The following is a 20,056-nucleotide window of genomic DNA, read 5'->3' as shown; positions in this document are numbered from 1 at the left end:
ATGTGTTCATTTGTGTGCTTGCCCTGATGGTGGAGAGATACATGAGCTTGACTTTGGCGCCTTTGTCCATTTCAGCGTCACGCGCCTTAGACAAGCTCCAGCAGATCAAGGCGGGACAGGCAAAACTCCATGGGATGGCGGTTCCCGTGCTGACCCGCGTGGAGGAGGAGCACAGGGCGATTTACACTCAGTTGGAAATATCCTTTCCTAAAATCAAGAGCTTATAAGGTTTGTAGTACGAAAAACCCTATTGGTGTTTTTATAACACACTGAAAATGCTCCATATCCGTTTTTGGCGGTGTTAAAGTTCGGAGACCACCATCTTTTGACTCTATACAAAGATTGTAATCGGGGTCGCAACGCCATGAAAACCATTCGAATCATTTTTCTTAGCATCCTGCTCTCCCTTTGTTTTGGCCTGGGTCTTTGCCCATTTAGAGGAGCTGGGCGGCGACAAGGAGCGGATTTTCCTGTCCGGGCATTCGGCCGGGGCTCAGTTGGCGGCTCTCCTGGGGACGAATCTCGCCTATCTCAAAAAATATAATATCAGCCCCCCCGAGCTGGCCGGCGTAATCCCTGTGGACACCGCCAGCTTCGATCTTTTATCCAAGGAATATAATGAACGATTGACAAGGAGACTAATAAAAGCGGCTTTCGGCTCTGACAGGGGGGTATTGAAAAAAGCGTCCCCTTTTTTATAACGTCGCAAGCGGCGCTGTTTATCCTAAATTTCTTATTCTCAACACAACCAACCGAAAGGGCGCGGTCAAAGGGGGGCAGGCGTTCGCCGACAAGTTAAAGTCGGCGGGATGCGACGCCAAGTTCGTCCCCGTAAACAACCATTCCCATCAGGAAATGGCGCAGGGGGTGGTTGACGCCTCAGACCCTGTCGGAAAAGCTATCCTGCAGTTTATTCTTCATTAGCAAGCTGGGCGATAGTTGGCGGTGCACTGTCAGTTACGGGCGCAGCAGCGGGCGTTGAAACGGGAGACAAGGGCGTAAACCGGGACCAGCCGAGGTAGCCCAGGGTCAGGGCGATCAGGCAGCCCGCCAACGTGGCCAACAGACGGGTCAGGGCAAGCTCCCAGGAAGGATCTTGGCCGAAATCCAAAAGCAGCAGAACCAGGGGCGTTTGTACTGCAGCGTAGATAAAATAATTGGTTTCCAGCAATACAGGGCGCATAGCCGCAAGAAGCCCAATCATAGCGACCACGCCCCACACAGGCAAGCCAACGAACATCAGCAGACTCATAAAAACCATCCCCAAAGCGGTTCCGGCGGCCCGATGAATCGTCCTTGAAAGCGCCTCTTGAAGATTGCGATGCACAACAATTACCACGGTGAGAGCCACCCAATACGTATGATAGTCGGGCCAACGCCATTGAACCAGATGGGCGGCGATCAGGCATGATGAAAGCCTGATTGTATACTGCCAGCCCGCAAGCCGGGTCAGAGACCAGCGCCAGCGGCGGAAATACTGCCGCCGTGTGTAGGATTGCGTTGGAGCCGCGGCGGGAGGCTGAACCCGAAATATTTTTAACATCAGAGGACGAATGGACAAAGACAGAAGCGCGGTCCACGACGCCCATAGAAAAAACAACGCCGCCGCTCCCGTTGCATGGGCGTCCGGCCCGCCTATATTCGCTGCAATAATGGCGAACAAGATGAATTGAGTGGTCGCCCTTGCCATGAGCCTGCTTAGGCTGCCCACAAGCGCCGCCACCGTCGCTAAAATCGGAAGGCCCCACAAGCTCCAACCAAGAGCCTCTAACCGGGAACCGGCAAATATTGCCAGGCAGCCTGTAATTACAGCGTAAGACAGGCTGAAAACCCGCTCCTTGAACGACTCGCCTTTTCCTTCTCCACTAAGAGCCAAACCTCCAAGAGAAGCTATAATTCCCAACTCCGGCCTTCCTGCCATGTATCCTATCGCAGCAGGGGCCCCAAGCCCCAACATGGCTGTCATAGCCTCGGCCAGCCTGACAATGGAAGCCCCGCAGTTAAAATTGAACCCGGCAAGAAAACTTTTCTTCATGGCGCCGCCTCCTCGGCTTCACGCCCCATTTGCGGTTCTCCGGACTCTTGAAGCGCTTCCAACGCCTTCGCCATTTTATCCATCATCTCCACAGCGCGGCCAAGAAGTTCCTGCTCTTCCACGGACAACTCCTGATCAATAACGCGAGCCAACAGCGCTCTTTGACCTCCTATCTTGTCTGTCAGAAGGGAGGCGCCTTCCCGGGTAATATCCAGAACTATCCGGCGGCGGTCCTCCCGGCTCCTCTTGCGTGAAATCAACCCCTCCTTTTCCAACTCGGCTATAAGCCTGGTTAAGGATTGGGGCATGACCCTCAGGTAGGAGGACAGGTCCGAAGCCGTGGCCGCTCCCGCTCTGTGCAATCGCCCCAGGACCGCGAGTTTGGCTGAAGTGAGGCTTTTTTCCGTCCGGGCGCTCCTGAGCGCTCGCATAAAATGCAGGGCGCTTCTGTGCAACTGGGCCGCCGCGTCGATTGGGGAGTTGTATGTTGCGTCTTTCGTTTTCATATTAGTAAGATTATCTTACTAATTTTGTAAAATCAAGACCTATGTTGATTGGGGAGGCCCCGCAACTACTACCAATAGATCAAAACCACTCAGGCGATTTGGGCGCGGGGACCGAGAGACTACGTGTGGGTGATGGGAGGATAGGTCGGAAATTGGGCGCGGGGACCGCGCAACTACTTTTGCGAGGAGACCTCGCTACTACCTTTGGCGAGGAAACCTCGCGACTACCTTTGGCGAGGAAACCTCGCGACTACCTTTGGCGAGGAAACCTCGCGACTACCTTTGGCGAGGAAACCTCGCGACTACTTTTGGGGAGGGCTGCGCAATAACATTGCGGGCGTTGGAACTGTACTTTTTTCCGGTTTTCGGGTATTATGGATTTGGTAATTGGCGGAGAGGAAGCCAAAGCCTTTCGGCGAATTTTGAGGGAATCGCCGGATCTACAGATCATTGCCTTTTATGCATTCATCAACCGAGTCAATTCAATTTCCTGCTTCAATGTGTCAGCATCTTCAATTCAAATTATGGAGGCGGCAATGTCAGACAAAGGGGTTCTTTGCAGTTATTGCGGACGGAAAAGGTGTTTCTTGGGGGATCTCAGCCAGGCGCCGGATTTTTGTCCGTCCATTCACAGGGAGGAGCAAATCGCCCGTTCCAAAGAAAAATTGGCCAAGGAGGACAACAAGGCGACCTCGCAAAACGTAGCCAAAACCTGGAAGGATTACGGCAAACTGACAAGGGTGGAGGAAACCGTGCTCTTCGCCCGGCTTCAGGGATACAAAAAGCTGGGCGTGGCCTTTTGCGTGGGATTATCCGAGGAGGCCGAAAAATTCGCCAATTACCTGCTGAATGAAGGATTTGAAATCGCCACGGTCTGCTGCATGTGCGGGGCGCTGAGTTCGGACGAGGTGGATTTGCCGGAAGAGGATAAAATTTTCCCCGGCCATCGCCAGCCTTTATGCAACCCCATCGGACAAGCGGAGATCCTGGATCATGAAGGGGTGGACCTGAGCATTCTTCTCGGCTTGTGCGTGGGGGACGACACCTTGTTCATCAAGCATTCCAAGGCGCCGGTGACCGTGCTGGCGGTCAAGGACCGGGTGCTGGCGCACAATCCCCTGGCGGCGCTGTATACTTCCAAGCATATATACACGCGCATCAACACACGGAAGCCTAAGCTCAAATAGTGAGAAGCCATGGGGTTTAACAAGATATACGGATATAAATTCAACGTGATTTCTAATAGTTCAATATGCATTCCCACGCGAAGCATGGGAACGAGCTAAATTAAATTCTGATAGTTCGGTATGCGTTCCCACGCATGGGAACGAGCAAAAACAGCGAAGACGCCTCCCCGTTAGCGGGGGTGAGAGAGTCCGATTGGATGCTGATTACAAGGAGGGAAGGCCTTGAAAGGCGCTTCCCTCCTTTTTTTATTCCTGAGAGACGGTCTGGAGAATATACAGGGCGTCCATGGTTGAGAGGGCTTCCTCTTCGCCCAGCCAGGGCTCCGCGGATGTATACCCCTTGATGTCGTATTCCGGATCCAGCCCGCTTAAAACCTGCAGGATGGTAATGGCGTCGGCCATGCCCGAAACTCCGTTCAGGTCCAGGTCGCCTTGCAGGATGTCCGCGGTCCACACCCCGGTTGCTTTCCAGGGATAATTGGACTCATCATACCAGACGGCCTGCACCACGCTGTGGTCCAGCACGTAGATGGCGGGCGGATCGGAGATGGATTGCCCCAGGGTGAAGGAGACGGTTCCCGTAAAGATTCCCGTGTCGGCCCCGGTTTCAGTCAGTTCCACTGTGATCCCATTCGGCTCCATGCTGCTGAGCACCTTGACCTGGGCTGTTTCCGCGACGCCCGGGTCCGTGTTCAGGGCGATCCGGGTCAGTGTGACGCCCATGGAGTCGGCGGTTCCCAGGTATTCCTCTTTATCCAGGGACAGGGGGCCGGAGATGAAGTCCGTGTAGGCGTACTCCGCAGTGGTGTAGGGCGCCGAGTCTGAAGCCGCCAGCACGGAAGATGCGTTGTTGTCCAGGATTCTGAAATTCCTCATATAATAGGGGCCGTCCACCTGCTGGTCGCCTATGTAGGCGCCGTCAAAGGCCAGTTGCACGGTTTCGGTCAGGGCCGAGGCGGCGGTGAATTGGACGGAGGCATCCGTGATCTTGCCGTAATCAGAATACAGGTCCGCCCGGACCTCGTAGTCGCCCGCCTGGGCGATGGCAGCGTCAAGCGACACAATCAAAGCCTCGTACAGGCCGTCCACATCCAGATCCTGCCCCGCATCGCTCCAGTTTCCGGCCAGGGAGGCTGTTTCGGGGTTTGCCGGGGCAACGTTCATGGAGCCGGTGAATCCCGAGCCGGACACGGCGTCGCCCGCGCCCATGTCGTAGGAGTTGAACGAAGCCACGACCTCGTCGTTGGCGCCCACGGCCAGGGAGGGGCTGGTCTGGACGTTTTGGTCGTCCGTGACTTTTTTCGGTTCGCTCCACACAGGATTGGTCAGGTCGCCGGCTTTGCTCATATAAAGATCGCCTTCCACGTCGTCGGCGGCCCGCCAGATGACCGAGGCTGCGCCCAGGGAATCCACCACGACCTTGGGATCTTCGATATAGGACGTGTTTTGGGTTATGACGCCCGGTTCGCCCCATTGCATGGCGTCAAAGTCAAACACGGAGTAGTAGAGGGTTTTGGCGTCCGCCGTACTGGAGGTCCAAACAGCTATGGCCAGGGTATGGGTTTCCGGCCCCGCATCCTTGGAATAAGCCAAATCAACCGGCCCGCATGCCACATCGCAGGCGGTTTCCGTAGCCGAGTCGGGAGCCGTCAAAGAAAGGCCTGTCGTAAAGCCCGTCCCGTTCCAGTAGGCCCAATACACATTGGCGTCCGTGTTGGTATAGTCCACGTTGGAGCCGTCCGTAATTTCATCCAGCTCCGTGTAAGAGAGGCCGTCGTCGTCCCGGCACCAGACCAGGAGCCCCTGGCCGTCCGAATTGGACGCCAAGGCGGGGCAGAAGTCGGCGGACCCGGAAGCGGTTCCCGTAATGGTTGAGGCGGCCGGCCAGACGTCGCCTGCGATGTCGTAGGCCGAGTACTGGATGATCCAGTCCGTACGCGTGGTCACGCTGTTGGAATTGTCCACGTCGTGCACCCACGCAGCCAGGACTTTGGCGTTCGAGGGATCGTAGGCCAGGGATACGGAGCCGTCCGCGTTGTCGTCGTCAACGACTCGCGCCGGGACGGACCAGGCGGCGCCGTTCCATACGGCGTAGTCAATATCCTGGGCGGCCAGGATATCGTTCAGGTTGTCCAGGCTGGGATCGCCGTCGTTGGTCGTCCAGGCGGCCAGGGCGTAATTCCCGTCCATGAAGACCACCCGGGGATCGGTTTCCCATTCGCTGTTGGGGCTGTCCAGGCCGATAAGGGCGGCTGGGGAAGTCCAGTTCGCTCCATCAAAGTACCGAAAAAAAACGTCCGGGTTGGGTTCGGCCTCGCCGGGTTCAGCGTCGTCGATCCAGACGGCGATCCGCCGGCCGGAGGAATTGGCGGAAAGGCTGGAGGTGGTCATGAGCCTGGGCACGCTGATATCGTCCACGGTGAGATGGGGGTAATCCAAAAGGCCTTTGCGGCCTTTGTTAAAGGACCAGGGGCCAAGCTCCGTGGAGTAGAGTTCCGAACTGGCCAGGCCCCAGAACAGGGAGCCGCAAATCTTGATGGGCACTTTGACTTCCGCGCCCCAGGTCGTTGTGGTTCCTCCCGCATTTTTGTAATTTATTGTGATTTCCATGTTGACGGACGGAGAGCCTGTGGCGGAAATCTTGGCAAGGCCCAGGACCGCGGCCAGAGACAGGGTCAGGTCTCCGGTGATGGTGGTTCCCGGCGTGACCACGGCCCGCTCAATCTGCAGTTTCTTGTTCAGGACCGCGTTGCCGTTGACGTAAATTTCCACGTTTCCGGAGATGTCCACGGACACGGTAATGGGCACGGCGTAAACCACAAAGGTTTTGGAAAAGCCTTTGGAGGGCAGGTCGAATGTGGTGGTTGCTTCGATCTTGCCGGTCCCGCGCTGAAACAGGAACTTCTCGTCAAAATTGCCGACCAACTCGCCCTTTAAGGAGATCTTCTGGCCCAACAGTTTGGGTTCGGAATTGCATTTTGCGCTGAATCGGGATTTTTCCGTGATGAAATAGTCGGCCTCGCCCACGAACTCCACGCCCAAGTCAAAGTCCAGGCCGCCCAAAAAGCCCATACTGGACGGGACATAGTCCGCCCAGACGAAATTGGTCGGGTATTCAAACGTGACGAAGTAATACTCGTCGTTTGAATTCCAGTCTTTGTTGATTTGCTCGCTGATGCTTTCCAAAAAGCCGAACCAGCTTGGGAGGTTCAAGGCCTTTAGCTCATAATTTTCTTCCTGCTCGATGATCTTTCCGTCCTTTTCCATGACCAAGGTGACTACAAAGGGCTCGGTTTTGCTGAAGTCCTTCATGTCATAGGTTGCATAATACTCCTTGTTTTGCGTGACCATGGTTCCGTTTTTCAGGGAGCTGCCAATGTCGTATTTGACTTGCTGAACCTCGGCGAAATCCGTTGGCGCCATGTCGATTTTAATGGTCATCTTATTAGACGCCGAAATGTCGGAAACAAAAGTCGAGACCACGCTGGAGCCCGCGGCCCCGTCATGCTCGGGAGTGAGCGCCACGTCCACGCCGGCGCCGTAGGAGGTAAAAGGCATTCCTGCACTGGAAGCGTAGCATTGGGCGCCCGTGCTGTATATGAATGCATTGGCGACATAGGGGTTTTTCATACCCACTTTTTCGCCCAGGGTGAGGGTGGTTTCAGTCAAGCCGGAGGCGTCCACCTGGGTGTCGATGGAAGTTCCGCCATTGGAGAATTTGGCGCCAAATTTAGCGGCTTCCGGCATCAACTCCCAATGGATTTTGTCCACGCAGTCTGGGTGCTGGCGCGAAACCTGGAGTTTATACGCCTTGGGCAGAGGCTGTTCTTTTTCTCCGTATTGCTGGTCGCCGTCGATTTCGGTCATGATCCCGGTTTTGATGGTAAGCGGGCCGCTGGCAACCCCCTGGGGAAGGGGCGGAACTTTTTTGTAATTGGCGTAAACCAGGGGCAGGGCGTTCACCTGCGACACGTTGATGTTTGTCGAATAGTCATTGCAGGGGCAGGCTTTATCCTCGTTGAACAGATAGGTCAGGGTGAGGGTGATGCTCTCGCCCTTATTGATGGTCTGGTTGACGCCCAAGGCAATCACGCCGTCGTCCGCGCTGTACGTCCCGGATGAAAGCAGGTTTCCCCCGGCTCCGCCCAGATAAAGATTGACGGTTGCTATATCGTCTTTTTCGTTGCCGGACCCCGAGGCGGTGAAGGAAACCGAGTTCACGCGCCAGTCGTCCACGTCGTTCACGGAAAGATTGATGACGGCCGCGACCTTCTCTTTTTCATTGTCGGGATTCTGGCCGTAGACTTCATTGTACGCAGGATTTCCCCCTCCGGCGGCCAGGGTCAGGACGGGCATAACAAAGTGGGCTACGGCCTCCGAGCAATCTCCGCTCACGGTAACGTCCACCTCCCTATTCGAACCCGCAGCCGCGCCGGTCCATTCCTTGAAATTCCAGGGCGAGACCTCATCAGCGGTCAGCGTCACCTCGGTTCCGCATTCCCCCCTGCCCCAACTGGGGGGCGTAACGCTGCATCCATCCTGCTGGGCTTCAACAGGCAGAATTTTGGTTGTGAGGCAGCACAGGCCGTCGCCCACCTTAACTGTCTGGGTGTAATTGCCGTAGGACATGTCGCAGGTCGCAAGCATGCTGCCCCCCGAAGGCGTAGAAACGACGGTCATGCCGGTGGGATAAGGAGATTTGCAGACGTCCCCTTTGGTGATGGTTTGCGTCTCGCTTGCATAGGTGAATGTGTGGGTTCCGTTTGTGGTATTGCCGGAGCTTTTACGACCGTTTTCATCCCAATATCCCGAGGCAAGAACCAGGAGGTCATCGCCTTCCAAGGGCGATACATACAAATCGTCAAACTGCATGCCTGGGATGGCAATCTTATCCATTTCAGTCCCGCTGCCCAAGACGATGTGGTAGAGCCCCAAAGAGCCGTTTGCCGTGCCCGAGCCAGCGTATCCGGTGTGGCTGGCCACGGCGACGCATCCATTCTTCACGGCGCATCGAACGTTGCCGTAATCGGCTGGTATGACCGCGTCCGGGATCAAGGCGCCGCTTTCGTCAATTTCGTAGACGGCGGTCTGGCCGGACGAACTGGGCGCGCCCGCCAATAAGAGAAGGTCTTCGTCTACGTACAAATCCTGAACCGATCCATACAAGGTCGCGTCCTGCACAACGGAGAAAGTCGGCGCGGCGGACGCATTGATTACAAGCATGTCTCCGTCGGTTTCCACAAGATAGACGACGCCGTTGTAGACAGCCATTTTGGTGGGGTAGGTTCCCGGATCGTAGGTTCCCAGTAATGACACGCCCGAAGCAGGGTCCGAGACGTCCAGGACATAAAGGTCATTGCTGATCAGCCCATACAGCCTGCCGTTTTCCACGGCCATCTTCTGAATGCCCGCATAGTCGGTCCAACGCCCTATTAAAACCGGGGAGTTGGGGTCCGTCATGTCATAGGCCCATAAGGCTTGCCCCGCGCCCATAAAAAGAGTGGTTCCATCCAGAACCAGCACGTTGGCGTAACTGGGGGAAAAGCCGGAGCCGTTGGCGGTAATGTCGCTCAGGTCGTCAATCGCCACTTTAGTGAGGGCCTGGTCCTTTGTGGAAATCAGGTAAGCGTAGGGGTAGTCCACAATCAGGTTGCTTATCCCGTATCCTTCGTCGAACTGACCCTGAAAAACAGGGTCTGTCGGGTCGGTCAGGTTCACAACCACCAGGCCGGCGTCGTTGCCCGCGATGTATGTCATCTCACCGTAAAAATCCACGCCGTAGGCTCTCATGTCCGTATAGGTGTATTCAGTCTCTTTGTAGGGGGCGCTGGTGTCGGAAACGTCGATTATCTGCACCCCATTCTGGGATTCATAGCCACAGCTGATGTAAATAAAACTCCCTTTTTTCGCCATGGTGTAGCCTGGGCATACGGGCGAATACGCGCCCAACTCCCTGATATTGTCCAGGTCGGACACGTTATAAATCCGGAAATTCGTATCCTCGCAGGCTGCGTAAAGCAGGTTGTTGGAAACCAGAATTCTGTCGGCGGGAATCAGGGTGGTGGAAGTGATGACGGACGGAGCGCCGGGCGTGCTGATATCCACAACCTGCAGGGTGAAGTCCGCGCCTGAAGTGTCAAAGGCCAGGTATATTCTGTCGCCGTCCATGGAAACCCCTCCTCTGCCCAGGCCTTCACTCAGGACCTGGCAAGAGCCCGCTTCTTCAGGAGACAAAGGATCGGAAACATCCACCACAACGAACTGATTGACGCCAGCCACGTACACGTAATTTCCGGAAGCCAAAACCGCGGCCGGCTCTCCGGATAAGGAGAGGCTGGCCACAATCTCGGGAGCGTCGCCGGTCAGATCGGCCGTCCGCAGGGCCTGGCCTTCGGCGAAATAAGCGTAGTCGCCGGATTGTGCAATAGCCCCTCTCCATCCCCCGATGGAGCCGGCGGGTTCGATGCTCCAGCTCTCTGCATGGACGGAGGCGGAAAACAGGCATAGGATAAAGGTTATAGCAACGGCAATTTTCATCATGGAATAGGGGCGAAGTCCAGGGCGCGGCATGGGTCTACTCCTTTGGCTCAGGCAGCCTTGGCAAAAAGTGAAGGCGTGAACGGCGATTACGAACGGGCAAGGTTTGTCCTCAACAAGCCTCGCGCCTGAATCGCGGTATTATTTATTATGTCGAAAATGATTGGAAAGAATATTTGCCTATTGAATGGGAGTCAACCCTGCAGGGATAAAAATGCGACATTTGACCTCGGCATAGGAAAAATCCTGCCAAACAATACATATAAAATCATAATTTAAGATTTTTTACTGAGTAATATATTTCATTGCGTTCAAAAGACCGGCAGCCGGCATAAAACAAGGCGGATGGACGCCCCCGAGCAAGCCGCTTCCTATCTGGCGGATAATGCGGCGCCGCGTTGCCGCAACCGCTCGCAAATCCTTTTTTTGCACGCTTCATGCATTCTGAAAAATTGTCGCATGAATACAAGGACTTTTACTCAACTTAAACATTAACCCGGGGCCAACCGACATTGATTGTTTCTTGTTGAACGTCGAGGCGGCGATATAGGCGGCTCCGGCGTTTAAGCGCGCCTCTATCAGCCGGAGAAGATGACCCCTGGAGGATTGATTTACAAGCCGTAAGGTTAAGGACATAGCGGGCATGAAAAAGCAAAGAGTGTGGAGAATTTTCCTGATCAACCTGAGCCTGATTGTTGTCATTTTTTTGACGGGAATATTATTAGGCTTCATCTTCAGAACCAACCAGATTATCCACAACCAAATAGTTGTTACGGCCAGGTCCCACTTCCAGAACATCGTCCTTGCCAGGAGATGGAACGCTCAGTACGGCGGGGTCTTTGTCGAAAAGGCGGCTGGCATCGAGTCCAATCCTTACCTGGAGAATCCGGACATATTCACCGTGGACGGCAAGGTGTACACCATGAAAAACCCGGCGCTTATGACGCGAGAAATTTCAATTTTCGCGGAAGAGGCCCAGGATTTTCGGTATCATATAACCAGCCTGAGGCCGTTAAACCCAGACAATTTCGCCAATGCTTTTGAGACGGCCGCACTGATCTCCTTTGAGAAAGGCGCCAAGGAGTCATTTGAAACCATTGAAAAAAACGGGCGAACGGTTTTTCAGTATATGGCGCCTTTATTTGTTGAGGCCTCCTGCCTGAAATGTCACGCCAAACAAGGCTACAAGAAAGGCGAGGTGCGCGGCGGCATCAGCGTTGAATTGGACGTAACGGACATTTATTCCCAAATACGGGCCAACACGCTCATTGCATCCGGCCTGACCGCAGCCATTTCCCTGAGCCTGTTGAGCATGATCTGGATTCTTGTGTCCAGGCTGGCCCGGCGCTTAACCAAGGCCTACGAAACCATCGAAGTCATGTCCATTACGGACGAACTCACCCGGTTGCATAACCGCAGGCATTTCGAAACCCGCTTGGCGGAGGAGATCTCGCGCTCGTTGCGTTACGGCTCGCCCATGAGCCTGATGATCCTGGATATCGATCATTTCAAAAGGGTGAACGACAACTACGGGCATCAGGCTGGGGACTGGGTGCTGACCCAGTTCGCCACGCTGTTAAAAGACAATGTACGCAAAGCGGACGTGCCAGCCCGCTGGGGCGGCGAGGAATTTGTGGTGATATTGACGGAGTCCACCATCTCCCAGGCCAGGATGGCTGCAGAGAAAGTCCGCCGGAATGTGGAGTCCGCGGAATTCAACATTCCGGACGGCCGAAGCATTCCCGTCACCGTAAGCGTGGGTGTGGCGTCCCTGGACATGATTTCCGGAGATGAGATGGGAAGTGAAGCCGACGTTCTTGTCAAAACCGCGGACGATGCTTTGTACAGGGCCAAACAGGAAGGCAGAAACAGGACGGTGGCGGCCTCCTCGAAATAGCACGGCCTCCGGCGCCGCACCTTATGATCTAATGAGGGCCGTTAAATGGCCCAATCGGCATTTTTTTATTCGACGGGCCAGTTAATGGTTAAGGTGGTTCCATACATAATGCCTTTGAAAGCCTGATATTCAAAGGCGCCGGCCGCTTCGTGCTCAAAAGCCAGGGAGCTGAAATGGTATTTCCCGGCTTTATCGGGCGTGAACAGGAATTCCCCCTTTTTATCCGTTTCAAAGGTCTCTTCCGTGCCGTCTTTTTTCACCCGCTTGATTTTGGTCTTGGGCAAAGGATTGGAGAAATACTGCAACTTCAGCAGCAGCTTTCCGTCTTCCGTGACTTGGGGGACGAACTGAAACGGGAGGTTTTGGGATTCCGCCAAAGCCTCCAGGTCTTTCTTGGTTTTGGCTTGGATGCACTTGCCGTAAAAAAAGTCCAACCGCCCGTGGTAAATGCCGTACAGGCTGGCGTGGTCCACGGCGTAGGATTGCGGCGTCTTTCCGGCATTGGCGGACAAGTACTTCTTGTTTTCGCCCTGTGACGCGCTTTTCATGGTCAGGGAAATAGTGTTCCCGTCCGGGGTCCTCAGGGTGGTTTTTCCTCTTTCCAAAATGGGACCGGTGTAGGCGCCGTCGCCAGGCCCGAGCCAGTGTTCAAAGTACAGGTCCACCACCCCGTCGCCGTTATTGTGGGGATCCCCCACAATCCAGAGGTTATGGGCGAAGGACGGCGCCGTAAAGCAAATGGCGAATACGCAAGCGAACAAGGCCAGGCGGCTTAAGGATAGTCTCCTTGCCGCCGTTTTTTGTGTATTCATAATAAAGCCTCCTTGGGTTTATTGGGGTGCAAAGTCGAACTTGAGCTCCACGCCCCCGAAAATTCTTCTTCCATAGACGGGAACCAGACTTTCAGCGCCGGGGGTTCCGGAGCCGTACACCGCCGTATTTTCGTCGGTCAGATTGCTGGCGCTGAGGAATACGGAGAGTCCGGGCTGCCAATTGTCAAAGGATTTTTCGTATCCAGCGCCGACAAGGAGGTAGTCCTCGCCCAGGAGGGTGTTATCCTGGTCAAAGTACCTTTCCCCCACGTAGTCCCAGGTGACGGAAAATTGTCCGGCCGTCTTGTTTTCGTAGCCCAAAAGCACGCCCAGCATCTGCTCGGGAATTTTGGGGAAGCGCTTGCCGTCATAAGTCACTCCGGCTTCGGTGAACTCGTCGTATTCCGGCTCCTGCCAGGTGTAATTGACGTGTCCGAACAGGCCGCAGCTATGATCCGCCTGGAGGCTTACTTCAAAACCCAGGGTCTCCGTGCTGCCGGAGTTTGCGTAAGGGTCCGTGGCCGCAATGCCCGTTTTCACCCATTTATCCTTGTACTGATTCAGGAAGCCGCAAACAGTATAGGACAGCCAGCTATTGAAAAATCCGCGCACGCCGGTCTCGTAGGACAGGGTCCTTTCCGGGTCCAGGTCCGCCGAGTACGCGGCTCCAGGCACGCGGGCCGGGCTTTTGAAGCCGCTGTTAAAGCCCGCAAACAGGTTGGCGTACTGGTTGATCGTGTAGGTGGCGCCAATTTTGGGGCTGAAGGCCTCGTCGGATTGATCCACGGAGTTGGCCGGATTCACCCGGCCCGTCTGTTCCTGTTCGTAGGAGTCGTAGCGGCCCCCCAAGGTGACCGTAAGGGCGTCCGTAATGGAGCATTGGTCCACGATATAAAGGGCGAAGGAATTGTCTTCCCGCAAGGTGTGCTTGGTTTTCTTGAATTTTGCGTTGTTTTTCCGCGTCCACAATTGGGTGGTCAGTTCGTGCTTCCGGCCTTCCACGCCGAAGAGGATGCTGTTTTTCATGGACCCCATGGAATGGCGCAGGTTGTAAGTGACCGAGGGAAAGATCTCCCATTCATCGAATTCAAAGTCCAGGCCGTAATCCATCCAGACCCATTCATCCTTGCCGATGACCTTCACCTGGAGTTCGTCGTCGCCTAACTTCTTTTTGTACGCCAACGCCGCCAGGTTATAATCGTTTTCAAATTCGTTGGAGCCTCCCGGGCTTTGTGTGGGGTCTTCATCCAACTGGGCCTGGGTCAATGATTTTGGCCAGGCCCCTTTGGAGGCCATGTGGGAGCCGTGGAACTCGCACACGGAGGTTTCGTCAATGTTGTAGGCCAGGCGGGTGTAAAAATTTTCAGGGTCATAATAGGCTTCGTCCTGGTATCCCTCGCTGTTGGAAAAGGACATGTCCACAAAATATTCCCATTTGTTCCTGGTTCCGTTGATCACCGTGTAATAATTTTCGTAATTGAAATCGCCCACAGACACTCCGGCTTTGGCTTCCAGGGGCTTGTTCGAAACCCGGGTCACCACATTGATGAGCCCTCCTATGGCCTGATCTCCATATTCCGCCGAGGCCGTCTTGATGACTTCGATGCGTTCAATGTCATTGATGGGAATACGGGTGGGCACGGTGTATCCGTTGCCCTTGTTAAACTCTATCCCGTTAACCAAAAAACGGAGGCCCGTGGTGGAGGGCTCGGAGCCCCTGGCGCTGTAAACTCCGTCATTGGCTACGCCCGACTGGTATTGGGGGATGTATAAGCCCGGAACCTGCCTGAGCAACTCGTTGATGGTAGTGGTCTTGGGCATTTGCTCGATTTCTTCGCGAGTAAACACCGTGATGTTCGTGGGCGTCTTGTCCACGCTGGTTTCCATTTTCGCCGCAGAGACAACCATCTTCTCCAGTTTTTTAGGTTGCTCTTCCTGGGCGTAGGCCGGGCCAAAGGCCAATGACGCAGCCAGCGCCCCCACAATCATGATTTTCATACTGTTGAGCCTTTTCACTTCCTCTCCCTCTCTATCCTAACAAATTTAAATTACAGGCGATAATTCGCCCCCTCCCAACAAAAAAAGGCCGCGAGTCCGTTTGCAAAAAATACAAACGGCCTTCGCGGCCTTCTTAACCGACTTTAATTTTTACGGCGTTTGAAACGCCGTTTTAAAACAATTGTAACTGCCTTAACTCGCGGGCGAATTCTTCCGCCTCTTTTTCTAACGAATCCCTAACGTAATTTGTATGTTGTGTCAACAGGGTTTAAACTGACATATTGCAACAATTTCTTTGAATCATTGCTCCACACCCAGGCCTTGAAATTGCCTTTTGTCCAGCCTTGCCATGTGGGGGGCTTCCAGGCTGCCCAGGAGTATGTGGGCGGGGGTTTCCAGGGCGCTGGTGTTGGCCGGGAACATACCGGAGGGGTCCTGGAGGTCCACAAGCACCTTGCCCTGGTCGTTAATGGCGAAGATATGTCCGTAATGCTCGGCCTTGGGGCGGATGAACTTGGGCATGCGAACGAGGATTTTCCGCGCAAAGGGCTGATCCGAGAGCTTGTCCAGCAAGGCGTTCCTGGGCGCCACCAGGGCCACCCAGTAGCGGCCGTCCATGCCCCGGGTGATGTTGTCCGGGAAGCCCGGTAGGTTTTCCAGGACCGGCGTGACCTTGCCTTTAAGAGGCCCTTCCAGCCAATAGCGCATGACCCTGTATGCGCCGGTTTCGTTGAACAGGACGGACATGCCGTCGTGGGAGACGGCCACGCCATTGGCGAACTGAAGCCCGTCAACCAGCACGGAGGCCCTTTTCGTGTTTGGATCGTACATGAGCAAACGGCCGTTTCCGCCGTGCTCGATGAGGTCCAGCATGCTGGCGTCCACGGAGTCTCCCACTGTGGAGGGGTTGAACTTGACGGATGCGTCGGTAAAATAGATTTTTCCGTCCTGGGCGGCGTCCAGGTCGTCCGCGTAAGCGATGGGGACTCCCTGGGCCGTATTGGCCAGGACGGCGACTTGTCCGTCCGGCCCGATTGACAACAGACCTTCCACGGCGTCAGCGACTATCAGATTTCCGTCGGGCGAGAAGGCCATGCCCAAGGGCCTGCCGGCGGTATTGACCCAATTTTGGGGATTCTTGCCGTCCTTGTCCAGACGCACAATCCAGCCCTGGGCCGTTCCCGTGTAAATGCGGCCCTCCGCATCCACGGCCACGGCTTCGGGCCCGGTTCCGGGACCTATGTTCACGAATTCCAGGCCCGCAAGTTTGTTGTTGGCGGAAAACGGCCCGGTGTAGCCCAGGTCCTCCGGGGCCTGCCACGCCGCCGGGTCCACGGGGACCGGCCAAAACAGAAAATAGGCGGTCAGAACGAATATCAAAGTAAAAAACAGGGAAAACAGGCGTTTCATGGCGAATTCCTTCCAAGACCGGTGGTTTGGGTTTTCGGGATGGGCGAAAAAACCATATCATTATTTCGGATAAAACTGCAAATTCGGAATAAAATGGACCGGGTTTTGCTTGACTTATTTGGGAGCAATCGGGAATCCTGTTAATAAACAGATTAACCGGATTGAGGTGCGCCATGGAAAATAGGGAGACTCCTCGTTTGATTTCCATTTTACACGCTATGCAGGACGGAGTTTACGTGGTCAATGCGGACTACACGGTGGAGTTTATGAACGAAGCCATGATTCGCATTTTCGGGGACCATACGGGCAAAAAATGCCATGAGATGCTTATTCAATCCCAGGCGCCGTGCTCCTGGTGCCGCGCCCGCGAGGTGTTTGAAGAGCAGGCCACGGTCCAGTATGAGATGGACCTGGAAGGGGTGGGCAAGGTGTTTCGCATCACCGAACTGCCCCTTACCAACGCGGACCAGACCACCTCCAAAATGAGCATATTCCGGGACGTCACCCGGTCCAAGCAGCAGGAGCGCAGAATCCGCTCCCACAAGCAGGATTACGAAAGGCTGTTCGATCAGGTTCCCTGCGGGGTCTATGTCAGCTCCAAAGAGGGAAACTTTTTGGACGCCAATCCGGCTTTGCTGAAGATGCTGAATTACGACAGCAAGGAAGAGTTTCTGGCCATGGACATAGCCAGGGACGTCTATTTAAACGCCGAAGACCGGGACAAGTTCATGGAAATGATCGAAAAATCCGGCATGGTCTCCAATTATGCAGTGGATTTCAAGACCCGGGACGGCAAGCCGGTTTCGGTGATTATTGCAGGCCATGTGCGTTACGACGATTATGGCGAGGTTTTGGGATACGAAGGGATAATCGTAGACCAGTCCCAACGCAAACTCATGGAAAGGGAGGTCCAGGAAGCCCACGACTTTTTCGACAAGGTGATCCAAAGCTCGCCCAACGCCATTATGGCAGCGGATATGAAAGGCGAGATCCTGATCTGGAACCGGGGGGCTGAGGAGCTTTTGGGCTACAAGGCCCATGACGTTATCGGACGCATGAACATTGTGGACGTGTACCCGGAAGGCATGGCCAGAAGGGTTATGAAGATGATGCGGTCCCAGGAGCACGGAGGCCGCGGATTAGTAAGGTCGTATCCGTTGCTCGCCAGAACCCGGGCGGGGGAGTTTATTGAGGCCAACATGTCGGCGGCGATCATCTACGACGCCCAGGGCAGGGAAATGGCGTCCGTAGGCATTATGGTGGACATGCGGGAGCGGGCCAGCATGGAGCAAAAGCTGAACAGCGTCAAAGATCAACTTTTGCAATCGGAGAAGCTGGCCGCCATGGGCAAACTCACCAGCCAACTGGCTCACGAATTGAACAACCCCTTGTTCGGCATAATGAACACCCTGGAACTGCTTAAGACGGAAATTCCCGAGACGTCCAAGCGGCGCAAAATCCTGGACATGGCTTTATCCGAGACGGTGCGGATTTCCGAAATGCTGAAAAAGATGCTCAGCTTCTCCAAGCCGGACCAGGAGGAGCGCCAGATCACGGACATCAACACCATTTTGGAGGAATTGCTTTTATTGCACGAAAGGCAATTGCAGGAAAACGACGTCAAGGTGGTTCGCGATCTGACCGAGGGGCTGGAGCCTGTCATGGCCTCCAAGAATCAATTGCGCCAGGTGTTCTTGAACGTAATCGCCAACGCACGAGACGCCATGCAGGAAGGCGGGACCTTCACCATAACCAGCCGGGCCCAGGGGGATTTTATTTATATTGACCTGGCCGATACGGGCGTGGGCATCCCCGAGGAAAATCTCAGCAAGATATTCGACACCTTTTTCACCACCAAAGGCAGCGTCCAGGGCGTGGGCCTGGGGTTGTCCGTGTGCTACGGGTTCATCCGGGACCACGGGGGCGACATCAAGGTTCATAGCGAGCCTGGAGAGGGGACCACCTTTACGGTGTCGCTTCCCCTATACAGGCCCGAGGAATAAACGAACGGTGTAGTTGGAACAAATGTTGCTTGAAATATCCTTAATAATATCGATTAAGGATATTACGCCATGGGATGCCCTAAAAACATATTCCAAGCAGCATGGCGCCTAATGCTTTTGACGACGGCCGTCACCCTTTTGGCATTGCGCCCATCCTCCGCGTCAGCGCATGAATCCCCCGAAGAGAATCCACCTGTCTATGAACGAGGGGAGGCTTCGCCGGTTATTGACCACCCCAGGGATTTTAAAGGGGTCCCGGTGGAGTGGACCTACCATAAAACAGCAGACGACGCGCATCCCAACGGATTGGAACAGCAGCAACTGTGGCTGTTGAACCGCGCCCGGTCCAATCCTTCCCAGGAAGGCTATTTTTTGGCGAATCTGGACGATTCGGATGTTTCTTACGATACAAACTATTTTGGGGTGGACTTTGATTTGATGCAGGAGCAGTTTGACGCCCTGCCAGCCCAACCTCCCGGGGCCTTTGACAATCGTTTATACAGCGCGGCGTACGCTCATAGCCTTTACATGATTTCAATCAACGACCAAACCCACACCGGCCAGTTGACTCGTATTGACGCCTCCGGTTTTGTGTGGAACAGGGTGGGTATGAGCGTTTACGCCTATGCGAGAAGCGGCATACACTGCCATGCGGGATTTAATATCGACTGGGGGTATGGAGAGGGCGGCATGCAGGTTCCGCCGGGGCACCGGTACAACACCATGTCCATCAAAACGTCTTACGATAATTTTATAGCCGGCGACATGTACAACATAGGCATTGCGGTGGTTCCTCATAATAATTCTCTTCCTAACGTAGGCCCTCTTGTTGTGACTGAAAATTTCGCCCGGGCCTACACGGATCCCGCGGATCACTACAACCGCTTTTTGGTGGGGACGCTCTGGGAGGATCTAAACGGCAACGATTATTACGACTCCGGGGAAGGCATAGGGGGAAATGTCACCGTCACCCCTGTCGGGGGGTCTTATTATGCAGTGACGCCTCCCAGCGGCGGGTTCGCCGTGCCCATCCTCGCCTCCGGCAGGTATGATGTGACCTTTACCGGCGGGGGGCTGGCCTTTCCCGTCACCCGCACCGTTCGGGTGGCGGACTTGAGTGTGCTCCTGGACATGCCCGTCAGCGAGGATTCGGACAAGGACCTGCTTTTTGACAGTTATGAACGGGAGCATTTCGGCGCTCTGGGGGTTTCCAACGGAACCGGCGACCAGGACCAGGACGGCCTGAACGACGCCGACGAATATCGTTACTTGACCGACCCCAAAGTCAAGGACTCGGAAGGCGACCTGATGGAGGACGGCTGGGAAGTGACTTACGGCCTGGATCCCATGTATGACGACAGCCAGGAAAACCCGGACGGAGACAGTTTAACCAACCTGGAGGAGTTTCTTTCGGGAACCGACCCCACCGTTTATACGGCGCCCTGGCCCGGAGATACGGATCAGGACGGGGTTCTGACCTTGAAAGACGCTCTGTTCTGCCTGCAAGTCCAGGCCGGGGCGAGAGGCGTGGGAAACTTTCCCCTCTACGACATGGACGGCGACGGAAGAACCGGCGTGGAGGAAGCCATCATAATTCTGAAAAAGCTGGCCGGCCTTCCCTGACGGCTAAGGGAAAAATACAAGTTTGTAACCCCATCCTGTTTGTCCGCG

General features: G+C 55.0%; 12 protein-coding genes. 6 read left to right on the top strand and 6 right to left on the bottom strand.

All coding sequences use genetic code 11. From position 1 onward, the window contains the following. Together G491_RS0123245 and G491_RS36775 are read left to right on the top strand one after the other, a co-directional pair. A partial coding sequence (locus G491_RS0123245; RefSeq protein WP_028316250.1) for a hypothetical protein occupies positions 1 to 227 on the top strand: 227 nt, incomplete at its 5' end. A 186-nt stretch (positions 228 to 413) separates the two neighbouring features. Next, positions 414 to 701: an alpha/beta hydrolase gene (locus G491_RS36775; RefSeq protein WP_028316249.1), complete on the top strand. Its 288-nt coding sequence runs from the start codon at positions 414 to 416 to the stop codon at positions 699 to 701. Positions 702 to 910: 209 nt separating this feature from the next. Here G491_RS36775 and G491_RS0123235 read toward each other — a convergent pair whose 3' ends face one another. Both G491_RS0123235 and G491_RS32170 read right to left on the bottom strand, forming a co-directional pair. Next, the gene (locus tag G491_RS0123235; protein WP_028316248.1) at positions 911 to 2,035 is read right to left on the bottom strand and encodes an FUSC family protein; all 1,125 of its coding nucleotides are present in this window, start codon (positions 2,033 to 2,035) and stop codon (positions 911 to 913) included. Next, positions 2,032 to 2,541, bottom strand: coding sequence for a MarR family winged helix-turn-helix transcriptional regulator (locus G491_RS32170; protein ID WP_035219921.1), 510 nt, complete (start codon positions 2,539 to 2,541; stop codon positions 2,032 to 2,034). The genes G491_RS0123235 and G491_RS32170 overlap by 4 nt, the downstream gene beginning before the upstream one ends. 536 nt (positions 2,542 to 3,077) lie before the next feature. On the opposite strand from G491_RS32170, the gene G491_RS0123225 reads away from it, so the two are divergent. Beyond that, entirely contained in the window at positions 3,078 to 3,728 is a 651-nt protein-coding gene (locus G491_RS0123225) for a DUF1847 domain-containing protein (protein ID WP_028316247.1), read from the top strand. A 246-nt stretch (positions 3,729 to 3,974) separates the two neighbouring features. Here the strand turns inward: G491_RS0123225 and G491_RS0123220 are convergent, their stop codons facing one another. Next, positions 3,975 to 10,298, bottom strand: coding sequence for an LVIVD repeat-containing protein (locus G491_RS0123220; protein WP_028316246.1), 6,324 nt, complete (start codon positions 10,296 to 10,298; stop codon positions 3,975 to 3,977). A 610-nt stretch (positions 10,299 to 10,908) separates the two neighbouring features. On the opposite strand from G491_RS0123220, the gene G491_RS0123210 reads away from it, so the two are divergent. Next, positions 10,909 to 12,162, top strand: a complete 1,254-nt coding sequence (locus G491_RS0123210; protein WP_028316244.1) for a diguanylate cyclase — start codon at positions 10,909 to 10,911, stop codon at positions 12,160 to 12,162. A gap of 65 nt (positions 12,163 to 12,227) precedes the next feature. Here G491_RS0123210 and G491_RS0123205 read toward each other — a convergent pair whose 3' ends face one another. The 3 genes from G491_RS0123205 to G491_RS0123195 all read right to left on the bottom strand — a co-directional run bounded on the left by G491_RS0123205 (position 12,228) and on the right by G491_RS0123195 (position 16,382). Next, complete coding sequence (locus G491_RS0123205) at positions 12,228 to 12,974, bottom strand: hypothetical protein (protein WP_028316243.1); 747 nt, start codon at positions 12,972 to 12,974, stop codon at positions 12,228 to 12,230. Between the two features lie 18 nt (positions 12,975 to 12,992). Then, positions 12,993 to 14,990: a TonB-dependent receptor family protein gene (locus G491_RS0123200; RefSeq protein ID WP_169829507.1), complete on the bottom strand. Its 1,998-nt coding sequence runs from the start codon at positions 14,988 to 14,990 to the stop codon at positions 12,993 to 12,995. 282 nt (positions 14,991 to 15,272) lie between these two features. Beyond that, positions 15,273 to 16,382 carry an SMP-30/gluconolactonase/LRE family protein gene (locus G491_RS0123195; RefSeq protein ID WP_028316241.1) on the bottom strand — a complete coding sequence of 370 codons (1,110 nt, stop codon included), beginning with the start codon at positions 16,380 to 16,382 and terminating at the stop codon, positions 15,273 to 15,275. Positions 16,383 to 16,579: 197 nt separating this feature from the next. On the opposite strand from G491_RS0123195, the gene G491_RS0123190 reads away from it, so the two are divergent. Then, positions 16,580 to 18,385 carry a PAS domain-containing sensor histidine kinase gene (locus G491_RS0123190; protein ID WP_248635486.1) on the top strand — a complete coding sequence of 602 codons (1,806 nt, stop codon included), beginning with the start codon at positions 16,580 to 16,582 and terminating at the stop codon, positions 18,383 to 18,385. A 111-nt stretch (positions 18,386 to 18,496) separates the two neighbouring features. Next, positions 18,497 to 20,008 carry a hypothetical protein gene (locus G491_RS34520; protein ID WP_157468516.1) on the top strand — a complete coding sequence of 504 codons (1,512 nt, stop codon included), beginning with the start codon at positions 18,497 to 18,499 and terminating at the stop codon, positions 20,006 to 20,008. Positions 20,009 to 20,056: the final 48 nt, after the last annotated feature.

Origin of the sequence: Desulfatibacillum aliphaticivorans DSM 15576 (assembly GCF_000429905.1) — a bacterium.
Taxonomy (GTDB): domain Bacteria; phylum Desulfobacterota; class Desulfobacteria; order Desulfobacterales; family Desulfatibacillaceae; genus Desulfatibacillum; species Desulfatibacillum aliphaticivorans.
The sequence above is the reverse complement of the archived record's forward strand: the minus strand, read 5'-3'. Positions and strand labels throughout refer to the sequence as shown.